This is a genomic window from Rhodococcus daqingensis (genome assembly GCF_042665615.1).
In the GTDB taxonomy this organism is placed as follows: domain Bacteria; phylum Actinomycetota; class Actinomycetes; order Mycobacteriales; family Mycobacteriaceae; genus Rhodococcus_G; species Rhodococcus_G daqingensis.
The window spans coordinates 14,939-27,381 of record NZ_JBHTCS010000023.1; the positions used below are offsets into that span (position 1 = coordinate 14,939).

Annotated in this window: 14 protein-coding genes; 5 read left to right on the top strand and 9 right to left on the bottom strand. The window is 70.4% G+C overall.

Annotation, left to right across the window (positions count from 1 at the left end):
• Nucleotides 1–27 precede the first annotated feature (27 nt).
• Nucleotides 28–573, top strand: a complete 546-nt coding sequence (locus ACFQS9_RS19105) for a ferritin (RefSeq protein WP_378407561.1) — start codon at nt 28–30, stop codon at nt 571–573.
• A 13-nt stretch (nt 574–586) separates the two neighbouring features.
• Here the strand turns inward: ACFQS9_RS19105 and acmB are convergent, their stop codons facing one another.
• Nucleotides 587–1,780, bottom strand: coding sequence for a methyl acetate hydrolase AcmB (gene acmB / locus ACFQS9_RS19110; RefSeq protein WP_378407563.1), 1,194 nt, complete (start codon nt 1,778–1,780; stop codon nt 587–589).
• 119 nt (nt 1,781–1,899) lie between these two features.
• Nucleotides 1,900–2,934 (bottom strand): AraC family transcriptional regulator, encoded by a 1,035-nt coding sequence (locus ACFQS9_RS19115; RefSeq protein WP_378407565.1) that lies wholly within the window; start codon nt 2,932–2,934, stop codon nt 1,900–1,902.
• Between the two features lie 229 nt (nt 2,935–3,163).
• On the opposite strand from ACFQS9_RS19115, the gene ACFQS9_RS19120 reads away from it, so the two are divergent.
• On the top strand, nt 3,164–3,712 hold the full coding sequence (locus ACFQS9_RS19120; RefSeq protein WP_378407567.1) for a ferritin: 549 nt from the start codon (nt 3,164–3,166) through the stop codon (nt 3,710–3,712).
• Between the two features lie 81 nt (nt 3,713–3,793).
• Here the strand turns inward: ACFQS9_RS19120 and pdxR are convergent, their stop codons facing one another.
• Nucleotides 3,794–5,194, bottom strand: coding sequence for a MocR-like pyridoxine biosynthesis transcription factor PdxR (pdxR, locus tag ACFQS9_RS19125; RefSeq protein ID WP_378407569.1), 1,401 nt, complete (start codon nt 5,192–5,194; stop codon nt 3,794–3,796).
• Between the two features lie 50 nt (nt 5,195–5,244).
• Between pdxR and ACFQS9_RS19130 the strand changes: the two genes are divergently transcribed.
• Nucleotides 5,245–5,703 carry a carboxymuconolactone decarboxylase family protein gene (locus ACFQS9_RS19130; RefSeq protein WP_378407571.1) on the top strand — a complete coding sequence of 153 codons (459 nt, stop codon included), beginning with the start codon at nt 5,245–5,247 and terminating at the stop codon, nt 5,701–5,703.
• A 63-nt stretch (nt 5,704–5,766) separates the two neighbouring features.
• On the opposite strand, the gene ACFQS9_RS19135 is transcribed toward ACFQS9_RS19130, so the two are convergent.
• The 4 genes from ACFQS9_RS19135 to ACFQS9_RS19150 all read right to left on the bottom strand — a co-directional run bounded on the left by ACFQS9_RS19135 (nt 5,767) and on the right by ACFQS9_RS19150 (nt 8,842).
• Nucleotides 5,767–6,705 (bottom strand): DUF5926 family protein, encoded by a 939-nt coding sequence (locus ACFQS9_RS19135; RefSeq protein ID WP_378407573.1) that lies wholly within the window; start codon nt 6,703–6,705, stop codon nt 5,767–5,769.
• Nucleotides 6,706–6,773: 68 nt separating this feature from the next.
• Nucleotides 6,774–7,532: a glycerophosphodiester phosphodiesterase gene (locus ACFQS9_RS19140; RefSeq protein ID WP_378407575.1), complete on the bottom strand. Its 759-nt coding sequence runs from the start codon at nt 7,530–7,532 to the stop codon at nt 6,774–6,776.
• Nucleotides 7,529–8,497, bottom strand: a complete 969-nt coding sequence (locus ACFQS9_RS19145; protein WP_378407577.1) for a DUF4328 domain-containing protein — start codon at nt 8,495–8,497, stop codon at nt 7,529–7,531. The genes ACFQS9_RS19140 and ACFQS9_RS19145 overlap by 4 nt, the downstream gene beginning before the upstream one ends.
• A complete protein-coding gene (locus tag ACFQS9_RS19150) occupies nt 8,498–8,842 on the bottom strand; it encodes a rhodanese-like domain-containing protein (RefSeq protein WP_378407579.1) in 345 nt (114 codons plus the stop codon).
• Between the two features lie 123 nt (nt 8,843–8,965).
• On the opposite strand from ACFQS9_RS19150, the gene ACFQS9_RS19155 reads away from it, so the two are divergent.
• A complete protein-coding gene (locus tag ACFQS9_RS19155; RefSeq protein WP_378407581.1) occupies nt 8,966–9,895 on the top strand; it encodes an LLM class F420-dependent oxidoreductase in 930 nt (309 codons plus the stop codon).
• Between the two features lie 13 nt (nt 9,896–9,908).
• On the opposite strand, the gene msrA is transcribed toward ACFQS9_RS19155, so the two are convergent.
• Nucleotides 9,909–10,619, bottom strand: coding sequence for a peptide-methionine (S)-S-oxide reductase MsrA (gene msrA / locus ACFQS9_RS19160; RefSeq protein ID WP_378407583.1), 711 nt, complete (start codon nt 10,617–10,619; stop codon nt 9,909–9,911).
• A gap of 113 nt (nt 10,620–10,732) precedes the next feature.
• Here msrA and ACFQS9_RS19165 point away from each other — a divergent pair, with 113 nt between their 5' ends.
• Nucleotides 10,733–11,071: a hypothetical protein gene (locus tag ACFQS9_RS19165; RefSeq protein ID WP_378407585.1), complete on the top strand. Its 339-nt coding sequence runs from the start codon at nt 10,733–10,735 to the stop codon at nt 11,069–11,071.
• Here the strand turns inward: ACFQS9_RS19165 and ACFQS9_RS19170 are convergent.
• On the bottom strand, nt 10,993–12,129 hold the full coding sequence (locus ACFQS9_RS19170; protein ID WP_378407591.1) for an acyltransferase family protein: 1,137 nt from the start codon (nt 12,127–12,129) through the stop codon (nt 10,993–10,995). The genes ACFQS9_RS19165 and ACFQS9_RS19170 overlap by 79 nt on opposite strands.
• Nucleotides 12,130–12,443 lie beyond the last annotated feature (314 nt).

Consider the following 12,443-nt stretch of genomic DNA (forward strand, 5'->3'; position numbering starts at 1 on the left):
GGGGTCCGCGCCGGTAGCGTGTCGCCCATGACCAATTCCCGGCAGGGCAACGAGTTCCACGACCTTCTCCGTGAACAGGTGCGCAACGAGTTCACCGCGTCGCAGCAGTACATCGCTGTGGCCGTGTACTTCGACGGGAACGACCTCCCGCAGCTGGCCGCGCGCTTCTACGGCCAGGCGAACGAAGAGCGCAACCACGCGATGATGATGATCAAGTACCTCCTCGACAACGACCTGGACGTCACGATCCCCGGAATCGATGCGGTGGTCACCGAATTCGGATCGGTACGCGCGCCGGTCGAGCTGGCGCTCGAGCAGGAGCGGCAGGTGACCGACCAGATCACCAGGCTGGCCCGCACCGCCCGCGACACCGGCGACTATCTCGGCGAGCAGTTCATGCAGTGGTTCCTCAAGGAACAGGTCGAGGAGGTCGCCTCCATGACCACGCTCCTCGCCATCGTCGACCGGGCGGGCGACAATCTGTTCAACATCGAGGACTTCGTTGCCAGGGAGATGAACTCGCCGGTGAGCGCCGATTCCGGCGCACCGAAGCCGGCGGGCGGCGCCATCTGACTTTCGTCCCCCGCTAGACCGGTGCGCCCACCACGCGGTGGCGGTACGCGGCAGTCTCGAAGTCGAGATAGGCGCCGAACGACACGGGGTCGGCGAACGGCAGGATCTGGGTGGCCCAGTAGCCCGCAATCCCGGTGGACCGGTCGATCCAGTAGAAGGAGTTGGCCAACCCGGCCCACCCGAGGGATCCCGCGGGCCTGCCGGTGGGCGCGTCCTCCTCGTTCACCATGAAGGTGTACGCCCACGACTTGCGCTGTCCCGGAAAGAACTCGGCGTCGTTGGAGAGTGCGGGGATCACTCCCGGCAGCATCGTCACCTCTTGTCCGTCGAGACCGTTGCACGCGGCGGCCTGCACCGTGTCGGCCCGCAGGACCCGCCCACCCGGCGCGTCACCGTCGTTCAGCCACATCCGCAGGAACTTCAGGTAGTCGCCCACCGTGGAGTACAGGCCGTGCCCGCCCATGTGGACCTCGGGGTCCTGCGAGAGCACCAGGTCCAGCGGGGTGAGGCGGCCGTCGGCTTCCCGCTGGTGGATGGCCGCCAGCCGATCGGCCATCGACCCGGTCAGGGTGAACGACGTGTCGTGCATGCCCAGCGGCCCGAACACCCGCTCGGCCATCACCTCGCCGAGACGGCGGCCGCGGATGGACTCGACCACCTGACCCGCCCAGTCGATGTTCGTCCCGTACTGCCACTTCTCGCCGGGATCGAAGAGCAAGGGCGTGGTCAGGGCAGCCTTGGACGCCGTGGTCACGCTGGGCTGGCCGTGCTCGACGCCGAGCCGGTTGTAGACCTCGTCGAAGAACTCGTAGCCGAATCCTGCGGTGTGCAACAACAGCATCCGCGTGGTGATGTCGCGCTTGGGGGCCCGCAATACCGGTGCACCCTGGCCGTCGAAACCCTCGATGACCTGGATGTCGCCCAGCTCGGGGACATACTCGCGGGCGGGCGCGTCGAGGTCGAGCAAGCCCTCCTCGACGCACTGCAGCACCGTGGTGCCGGTGATCGCCTTGGTGGTGGAGAAGATCGCGAAAACGGTGTCGAGGGTCATCGGCTGGTCGTCGGCCAGCGACCGCACCCCGGCGGCTCCCTCGAACACGGTGCCCTCGCGGTCGGTGACCATCGCGACCACACCGGGAACCCGCGGCGCACCGCCTGTGGTCACACCTTCGAGAACTGCGCCGAGCGCGGCGTTTGGATCGGACATCCCACTCTCCTGTCATGCCTGAAGTCGATGTGGGACGTGACGCTATGACCGGGCGAGGGGGTGCGGTGTCTCGATTCGGCACCGCCTGTCTCCGGTCGGCACAAACCACATGACCGGCGTCACAGTTGTGCGCCGCGCACCGTCTGGGCGGGGTTCTCCCCGAAGCGGCGGCGGTAGGCCGCGGCGAACATCCCCAGGTTGACGTACCCCCAGGCCCCGGCGGCCTCGGCCACCGTGCTCGACCGCCCCGCCAACAACTCCCTCCGCACTCCCTGCAGCCGTTGTTCACGCAGGTAGTCGCGTGGGGTGGTGTCGAGGTAGCGGCGGAACGCGCCCGACAGCGCTCGAACACTGACGCCCGCGGCGAGCGCGATCTCCGATGCCGTGGGCAGATCGCGGGCATTCTCGTCGATGTACCGCACGGCGCGGCGCACATAGCCGGGGGCGTGGAGCGCGGTCGGCGGGCCGAGCTCGGTGCCCGCACGGGTGGTCCAGTCGGTGAGCAGCTGCGCCGCGATCATCTCCTGCAGGTTGATCCCGACCCGCCCGTCGGCGACCCGGTCCGGCGCCTCGGCGAGCGTGCGCACGACGTATTCCATCAGCGCCAGCCACGTGGTCCCTGGGCCGCCGATCACGCACTTGTGTCGCCACAGGCGGTCATCGGGGACGCTGCCCCACCAGCGCAGCGCCAGGTCCGCCAACAGCTGGTGCGGAATGGTCAGGTTCAGCTGGAGGTGTTCCGGGTCAGCCTCGAACCGGTAGTCGACCCGGCTGCAGTCCACAACGAAGGTGCCCCCGCTGGTGACGTCCGCCGACCTGCCGTGGGCGACCGAGTGCCGGGTAGCGCCTCGGATCGTCGTGAGCACCAACACGTTTCCCGACTCCGGCGCGAACTCACCGATCGCGACCGGGACGCCATAGGCAAACCGGGTGAGCGTGATGTCCGCGATCTTCGCCGAGTACATGCTCGCCGCGGGCATCAGGGCACGGTCGGTCGGGCGGACGAGGTACGGCATGTAGACCGAGTCGGACCACTGCTTGATCTCGTCCCAGTCCCGCGACACCGCCGATCGGCGCACCGCCCGGAGCTTCCCGAGCGGGTCGAGGGTGATCGCGTCCGCCATGGGCTCCACGGCCCGGCCTACGGTCGGCATGACCCCAGGGTATCGGCGGACGCCGGGTCTCGGGACTGCCCATTCACCACCGGAAGCGTGGAACCGGCAGATGAACTCGCCGGTGACGGCCGATTCCGGCGGCCCGAAACCGGGCCGGCGGCGGTATTTAGGCTCGGCTCAATTAGGTTCGACTCAATTAGGGAATACTGGCCTCAATAAGGCTCGACTTGGATGACACGCGGCCTGACCAGCTATATCGTTTCGCCGCATGAGCGACTCCGCCGACACCGATCGGACCAAATTTCACGCGCTTCTGCACGATCAGATTCGCAACGAATTCAACGCCTCGCACCAGTACATCGCGACGGCAGTCTTTTTCGACAATGCGGATCTGCCCCAGCTCGCGAAGCACTTTTATTCGCAGGCCGTCGAGGAACGCAACCACGCGATGATGATCGTCCAGTACTTCCTGGATCGGGACATGACCGTGGAACTGAGCGGCGTCGACGCGTCGAAGTCGCATTTCGCGGACACCCGCGAACCGATTGCGCTGGCGCTCAAGCAGGAACAGTTGGTCACGGACCAGATCATCCAGCTGGCGAGCACCGCCCGCGAGGAGGGTGACTACCTCGGCGAGCAGTTCATGCAGTGGTTCCTCAAGGAACAGGTCGAGGAGGTCGCCTCCATGACCACCCTGCTTGCCATCGCCGATCGCGCGGGCAACAACCTGTTCCACCTCGAGGACTTCGTCGCCCGCGAGATGAACAGCGTGGGCGACACCGCGGGCGCCCCGCCCGCAGCAGGCGGGTCGATCTAGACCGTAGGCGCTCACAAAGCGGCCGAATGCCTGTGCTCCGCACACGCATTCGGCCGCTTCGCATTTCCGTCGGAGCCTTCTTCAGCGGAGGCGGGCGGCCTCGGCCAGCGCCCGACACAGGGCGTCCAGTGCCCCCGCGAAGGCGTGCTCGGCGGGAGCGCCGTATCCGACCACCAGGCCGTCTCGCGGCGTGGAACGTACGTCGGGATGCCGGAACGTCGACAGCGCCCCCACCGCAAGGCCTTCCGCGGCCGCGGCCGACTGAACCCTGGCCTCGGCCCCCGCGGGCAACTCGAGCACCGCGTGCAGGCCGGCCGCGATGCCGGTGACCCGCACCTCCGGGGCCCGATCCGCGAGCGTGGCCACCAGCTGGTCCCGGCGCCGGCGGTAGCGGCCGCGCATCAGCCGGATCTGGCGATCGTATCCACCGGAGACCACGAAGTCGGCGAGCGTCAACTGATCGGGCGCGCTCACCCACCGCTCCCAGAGTCCCTTGGCCTCAAGCACGGGATCGACGAGGCGATCGGGCAGCGCCATCCACCCCAGCCGCAGCGCGGGCGAGAGGCTCTTGCTCACCGAACCGAGATACACCACCCGCTCGGGGTCCAGGTCCTGCATCGCCCCGACCGGCTGGCGGTCGTACCGGAACTCGCCGTCGTAGTCGTCCTCGAGGATCAGCCCGCCCGACCGGCTCGCCCAATCGAGCACCGCCGCACGACGTTCCGGATGCAGAGGCCCACCGATCGGGAACTGGTGTGCGGGCGTGAGCAGCACCGCGGCCGCCCCCGACCGCGCGAGCTCGTCGACCCGTGCGCCGTCCGAGTCGACGGGCAGCGGCAGCGTGCGCACCCCCGCCGCGCCGAGCAGTTCCCGGTGCACGTGCAGGCCGTAGCCCTCGACCGCAACTGCCCCACCCAGCAGCGGGGCGAGCAGGGTCAGGGCGTGCGCGGTACCCGCGCAGACCACGATGCGGTCCGGGTCCGCGCGCACTCCGCGGGCGCGGGCCAGGTAGTCCGCCAAGGCCTTTCGCAGCTCCGGCCGTCCACTCGGGTCACCCGGCCCGAACGCGTTGCTCGGGGCCGCCGTCAGGGCCCGCCGGGTCGAGGCCAGCCATGCGGCCCGCGGAAACGAGGCTGCGTCCGGGGACCCGGGCATCAGGTTGTGCACGGGCCGGACCGGCGGGGCGGGCCGCGGTGGCCGGGGGTCGGCAGCGGGCGCGGCCCTCGGGGCCACCCGGGTGCCCGAGCCCCGGCGGGCGGTCAGCCAGCCCTCCGCGACCAACTCGGCGTAGGCGTCCGCGACGGTGTTCCGCGCGACGCCGAGATCCGCGGCCAGCGTGCGCGAGGGCGGTAGCAGTGCACCCGGCGCCAACCGCCCGGAGCGGATGTCCTCCCGGAGGGCGGCCATCAGCGACGAGCGGAGGCCGCCGCGACCACGGAGGTCGAGGTGTAGATCCAATCCGGAATTGGCCCAAGATTCCACCCACGAATTGAACCACTCATTCGGTCCATTGCCCGCATAGAGTTACTCCCATGACGACCACCGAGACCGCCCAGCGCGTCAACATCTTCAAGCAGTCCCCCGAGGTCTACCAGGCGATGATCGCCCTCGACGCCGCCGCCAAGAAGGACCTCGACCCGGTCCTCGTCGAGCTGGTGCTCACCCGCGCCTCGCAGATCAACCACTGCGCGTGGTGCCTCGACATGCACACCCAGGACGCCCGCAAGGTCGGGGTCAGCGAGCAGAAGCTGTACCTGCTCAACGCGTGGGAGGAGGTGCCGGGCCTCTACACCGATCGCGAGCGCGCGGCGCTCGCCCTCACCGAGGCGGTCACCGTGCTGACCGACGGCTTCGTCCCCGACGAGGTGTACGAGCGGGCCGCCGAGCACTTCGACGAGCGCGAACTGTCGCAGCTGATCTCGGTCATCTTGACCATCAACTCGTGGAACCGGATCGCGGTCAGCACCCGACGCGTCCCGCCGGTGCGCTGACGCGCAGTGGTGCGGTTGCGGAGTACCGAGACCCCGTAACCGCACCACTGCGGCGTAGCCGCATCAGCGAAGCGTGACCTGGCGGCCGCGCAGGCCGTCGCGCGAGCGCAGCTCGTCGGACGTGAGCGGCGCGTCGACGGCCAGCGCGTCGGCCAGCCGCCGGCCCAGCTCCGCCGTCGCGGGCGCCCACTCCTGGGCGTGCCGCTCGGGGTCGAGGTCGAACACCGGCACCAGCAGCCCGTGGGTGCGGAACGACCCGGCGTACCGGGAACCCTCCCCCAGGTGCAGGCCACCGGACGCATGCACGCGGGCGAGGGCCAGCATCAGCTGATCCTCGTCCTCGGGTCGCACCCAGCGCAGGTGCGCCTTCTCGCCCGCGTCGACCCACCACGCTGCCACGACGCCCTCGCCGTCGAGGCGGGCCGACGGCATGATGACCGAGTTGGCCTGCTCGACGGTGGCGGCGACCTCGGGGGCGGGCGTGACGCCCTCCGGGATCCACCAGTTGAAGTCCTGGTGCACGGTGATCTCGAGCAGGGCTCCCGCGTCGATCACGTCGCCGAGGCGAGGTCCCCCCGGCTGCGCATCGACAGTGGCGAGCGACTGCCCGGGCTCCGCGGTGGCGGCCCAGTCGACGGCCGCGGCGAGATCGGCCGACAGGTCGGCGGACTGGCCCGGCACCTGCAGGCCGACGAAGCCCGTTGCGCCGGCGGCGGTGCCGCCAGATGTCGCGGTGGTTTCGTCGCGGACGAGGCCCGCCACCGCGCCGGGCAGCACCGTCGCTGCCACGATCGTCCGCTCACCCGCGGTCAGCGGCAGCGCCGCCGTCGCGGACGGGACGAACTCGCGCAGCGCGACGAGATCACACTCGGCTGCCAGCCCCTCGAACGGGCGCGGGACGGCGGCGGCCGCGGCGCTCTCCTGGGCTGCACGGCGCTCGGCGAGCTTCGCCGCGCGGTTGCTGCCGGGCTTCGGACCACTGTTTCTTTTGCTCTTACCCACGTCGGGAAACCTACACGTCGCGGGGTCCCGACGGCTCGGGCCGTCAGGTACAGATCGACGGCTCGCCGTCAGCCGGCCAGCCACTCCTTGGTCCGGCCCGGATGGTTGGTGGCGATCCAGCCGACGCCCAGCTCGCGGCACAGCTGCACGTCATCGAAGTCGTCGACCGTCCAGCAGTAGGTGGCCCGGCCCGCCGCGGCCGCCCGGTCCACGATCTCCGGGTGCTCGCGCAGCGATTTGATGGACGGGCCGACCGCGGTGGCGCCGACGGTGGTCGCCGCGCCGCCACCCAGGTACCTGGACGACTCTCCGAGCAGCACAGTGGGCAGCAGCGGCGCCGACCTGCGGATCCGCCAGACCGCGGTCGCCGAGAACGACATGATCACGGCGCGGGAGTGGTCCGCGGACGCGGGCGCGGAGAGCCCGAACCGGGACAACTCCGCGAGCACCTTGCTCTCCACCAGGCCGCCGTAGCGGACCGGATGCTTGGTCTCGATGAACAGCTTCGTCGGGCGGCTGGTGTGATCGAGGACGAGCGAGATCAGCTGTGCGAGGGTGAGCACCGGCTCCCCGTTGGCGCCGAACTCGAGTTCGGTGAGGTGCTTGAGCGTCATCTCGCTGACCAGCCCGGTGCCCGACGAGGTGCGGTCGATCCGCCGGTCGTGCACGCAGACCAGGTGCCCGTCGCGGGTGAGCCGAACATCGCATTCCAGCCCGTCCGCGCCCTGTTCGAGGGCGAGCTCATACGCGGCGAGGGTGTGCTCGGGCAGGGCGGCGGACGCGCCTCGGTGCGCGACGACGCGGGGACTGCGGGGATCGGGGCTCACGGTGTCGTCGCTTCCGCGCGGGCCGGGGCCGGGACGGGGGTGGCGGGTTCGGGGATCGCGACCAGCCAGCGGGTCAGCTCGCGCGGGCGCCCCGTCGGGCCCAGGCCGTCGACGCGGCGGATGACCAGCAGCGTGAGGACCGCGACGGCCACCGCGACGAGATCGGAGACGGCCGCGAGCAGCACGCCGTCCGCCTGTGCCTGCAGCGAGTCGCGGGTGCGCCACAGCAGGTTCACGGCGAACAGCGCCCCGCCCGCGACCCAGGCGCACCACCACACCTGAATCAGCTTGCGCGTCTGCGGGTCCCGCTCGTCCAGCTCCGTCAGGAACACCCCGGGCATCGCCAGGTTCACGACGGGGACCAGGCAGCCGACGGCGAGGACAGACGGTGTGCGCGGGTCGAGCTGCCCTCGGCCGGCGAAGGCCCGTCGCCGCGCACCCACGAGCCAGGCGACGGCCGCGACCGCCGCACAGACCGCGACGACCGGGGCGAGGAGACCGGCCGCGGCCACCAGTCCGTCGGACACGGCGAGCAGCCCCGGCCCGATCAGCGTGGTCCTGTTGCGCAGCAGCAACCCGTAGCGGAACAGCTCGGCGAGCGCGCCCACGCCGAACAGCACCGCCGCACCGCTGAGGAGGGCGGGGGCCAGCTCGGCGAGCTGCTCGCCGCGGCCGGGACCCGGCTCCGGATCGGGAGTGGGGGGCACATCGCGCAGCCCCCAACGGGGGATCTCGCGGTAGGACGGCGGACCGGGCTCGACCGGCGGGCGGGCCGGTCGGTTCCGCGAGGACACCGCGCCGGGCCGTCGGGCGACCCACCGGAAGTTGCGCTGGTTCGGCGGTTCCGGACGCGTCGGATCCGTCGGCGAGAGCAGCACGCCGTGGCACCGCGGGCACCACTGCGCCGGACCGCCGACGACCGGCCATCGGGCGGCGCAGCGCGCACAGACCTGAATGGTGCTCATCTAGTAGATCTTCGCCGACCCGCCGCCGTCGGCGGTCAGCGGCCGGCCGCACTTCTGCCAGGCCACCATCCCGTCGACGACGTTCACCGCATCGAAGCCGACCTGGTTGAGGTACTCGACCACCCGCATCGACCGGCCACCGCTGCGGCACACCACGTACACCTCGGCGTCGATGTCGATCTCGGTCAGCCGCGCGGGCACGTCGACCATCGGAATGTGCAGGGCGCCGGGCGCGTGCCCGTCGGCCCACTCGTCGTCCTCGCGCACGTCCAGCAGGATCACCGAGCCGGACAGCTCGGCCGGTACCTCCGCAGCGGGCACCGAGGGCACATCACCAAAGCTCACACCACCGATACTGTCACGTTCGGCGGCGGCCCGTCGGCGGAGGCGGGAACGATTCTCCCGAGCGCGGGGGCGCCCGCGTTGTGGTGCATGCGCGCCCGCGCGGGATGCGGCAGGCTGACACGCATGGAGCTGAGAATCTTCACCGAACCGCAGCAGGGCGCCACCTACGATCAGTTGCTGCGCGTCGCGCAGGCCGCCGAGGACCTCGGCTACGGCGCCTTCTTCCGGTCCGACCACTACCTGGCGATGAACTCCGCCGGCCTCCCCGGCCCCACCGACGCCTGGATCACGCTGGCCGGACTCGCCCGCGAGACGTCCACCATCCGGCTCGGCACGCTGGTCACCTCCGCGACGTTCCGCTACCCCGGACCGCTGGCGATCAGCGTGGCCCAGGTCGACGCGATGAGCGCCGGCCGGGTCGAGTTCGGCATCGGCGCCGGATGGTACGAGGAGGAGCACCTCGCCTACGGCATCCCGTTCCCGTCGGTGAAGGAGCGCTTCGACCGGCTCGAGGAATCCCTCGCGGTGATCACCGGCATGTGGGAGACCCCGCTCGGCGAGACCTTCTCCTACGCCGGCGCCCACCACCGCGTCGAGGATTCGCCCGCGCTGCCGAAGCCGTTCCACCGCGCCGGTCCGCCGATCATCATGGGCGGCATGGGCAAGCGCCGCACCCCCGAGCTGGCGGCCCGCTACGCCGACGAGTTCAACCTGCCGTTCGTCTCCCTCGACGACTCCGCCCCGCAGTTCGAACGGGTCCGCCAGGCCTGCCGCGCGATCGACCGCGATCCCACCGAACTCGCGTATTCCAATGCCCTGGTGCTCTGCTGCGGCCGCACCGAGAGCGAACTCGCCGCCCGCGCCGCGCGGATCGGCCGCGAGGTCGCGGAGCTGCGGGAGCACGGCGCGGCCGGGTCACCCGCCGAACTCGTCGACAAGATCGGCCGGTACGGCGAGCTCGGGGCGAGCCGGATCTACCTGCAGACCCTCGACCTCGACGACCTCGACCACCTGGAACTGGTGGCGAACGAGGTGCTTCCGCAGCTCGGCTGATCGTCGCGCCGGCTCACTGCGGCGGCAGGATGTCCTTCTGCGCGGGCACCTCGTCCTGCTTCAGCACGCCGACCGGGCAGCTCACGCCGGTGGCGTGCACCGGGCAGTACCCGCCGGGGTTCTTCGCCAGGTACTGCTGGTGGTAGTCCTCGGCGTAGTAGAACTCGCGGAGCGGGGCGATCTCGGTGGTGATCGCCCCGTACCCGGCGTCGGCCAGGCGGACGGCGAACGTCTCCGCGGTGGCCTGCGCGATCGCGGGCTGCGCGTCGTCGGTGGTGTAGATCGCGGATCGGTACTGCGAGCCGTGGTCGTTGCCCTGCCGCAGGCCCTGCGTCGGGTCGTGGTTCTCCCAGAACTGTTGGAGCACACCCGCGTAACTGATCACCGCGGGGTCGAAGACGACCAACACCACCTCGGTGTGCCCGGTCCGGCCCGAGCAGACCTCCTCGTAGGTGGGGTTCGGGGTGAACCCACCGGCGTACCCAGCCGCGGTGCTGTACACGCCGTCGAGTTGCCAGAACTCCTTCTCGGCACCCCAGAAGCAGCCCATGCCGACGACCGCGGTCTGCATGCCCTCCGGGAACGGCGGGGTCAGCGGGTGCCGGTTGACGTAGTGCGCGTCGGGAACCGGCAGCGGCTGGGCGCGGCCCGGAAGCGCCTCATCGGCGCTGACCATCACGGATTTCGCCGCAGCGCGGCCGAGGATGTCGTCGTACCAGGACATGATCCGATGCTACGCGCGGCCGGGGCGGTGACAGTTTCCGTTCCTCGGGCTCGGCGCCCGCGCGCGTCGGTAAGCTCGCCGGTGCAGTGGGGCCGACCGTCCAGGAGGCATAGATGTCACCTCAGGAACCCGCAGGCGGCACGCAGGGATCGCCGTTCCCGCCACCGTTCAAGTGGAGCGCTCCGCGACCGGCCGCGGAGCCCGCGCCGCAGGACACCCCGCCGACAGCGCCCGCACCCAGGACCGTGAGTCCGCCCGCGCCCTCGGGCCCCGCGGCCACGCCCGACGACGCGGAGTTCGGCGCGCCACCGGTCAGCCCGCCCTGGCTCGCGCCGGCGCCCACCGAGTCACCCGCGCCGGGCGGGCGCGGGCGTCAGTCGATCGCGCCCGCGGTGCTGATCGGCCTGCTGGTCCTCGCGATCGTCGGCATCGTGGCGATCGTCGTCCTCTGACCGGCGCGCCCGAAGCGACGGGACTGCGCACCGATCCACCGGCTCGACGGCACCTCCACGAACCGGTACAGCAGCTCCGCCGCACCCGCCGTCACCAGTAGGAACGCGAGCACCGCGCCGGTCCTGCCCAGGTAGCCGACGGTGTTCTCGTACACCCTGTACAGGATCAGCGTGTGCAGCAGGTAGATCGCGTAGCTACGGGTCGCGGTCCAACGCACCACCGGCAACCGGCCGAGGTAGCCGTCGTACCGCACCAGCGCCAGCACCGCGCAGGTGACCACGACCATCGTCCAGAGGTAGCGGTCCCCCGCCCAGTAGACGTGACTGTCGGTGGCCAGGCGCACCACCTCGGCCTGCGCCATGGTCGCCACCACCACCCAACGCCAGTCCGCCAGTCGCGCCCAGCCCAGATAGATGATCTGACCCATGAACACCGCGGGCAGCGTCGCGGCGACCTTGGAGAGCATCGGCACCGCGTACGGCTGCGGCACGTACAGGTTGTAGAGCAGCACCGCGCTGCACAGCGCCGCGCCCGCGAGGGGCACCGCGATCGGGATCGTCTTCAGCAGCGGTCGGGCGGCGACGCAGTACAGGTAGAACAGCACCTGCACGACCAGGGTCCAGGTCACCCCCAGCACCGCGACCTCGGGTGTGAGGAAGAAGCCGCCCAGTACGAAGCTGAGGGCCGCCTCGGAATTCGAGATCCCGTCCTGACCGCTGAACATCCCGTTGATGCCCAGGCGCACCAGGACGATGGCGATCAGGATCGCCACCCACAGCGCGGGCAGCAACCGTCCCACCCGGTTGAAGAGGAAACGTCCGGGCGTGTGCCGGGTGGCCGAGGCGGTGAGCATCAGCCCCGTGAGCATCATGAAGATCGCGACGCCCAGGAACGAGAGGTGCTGATTGAGCCCCGCGCCCTTCACGAGCACCGCGTAGACGCCGTCGATCGCCCACCAGCCGGAACCGAGGTCGTCGATCACGTAGTAGGAGATGTGCGAGTAGATGACGGCGAGCACCGCGATCGCGCGCAATAGATTCGCCCCGGCGAACTCGATCCGCGGCGGCGATGACGCGCGCACGGAAACGTGTTTCAGTCGGAGCACCACGCAATATTAAGGTCGTGTTCACCCGTCGGACGAATCGGTGCCCGATTTCCCGGCCTCCGGGACGACTCCGCGCATCCGCGCCCGCGTGCTCGCAAATCTTGCGGACGGTGTACGAATGAGATTGGGTTATGCCCGAGAAGGATCGACCCAGAATCGACTTGGTACACGCCGGGCGTGCGCGCCCGTAAGGAAGGGACCCTCGTGTCTGTCTACTCGCTGCCTGAACTGCCCTACGACTACGCCGCCCTCGAGCCGCACATCTC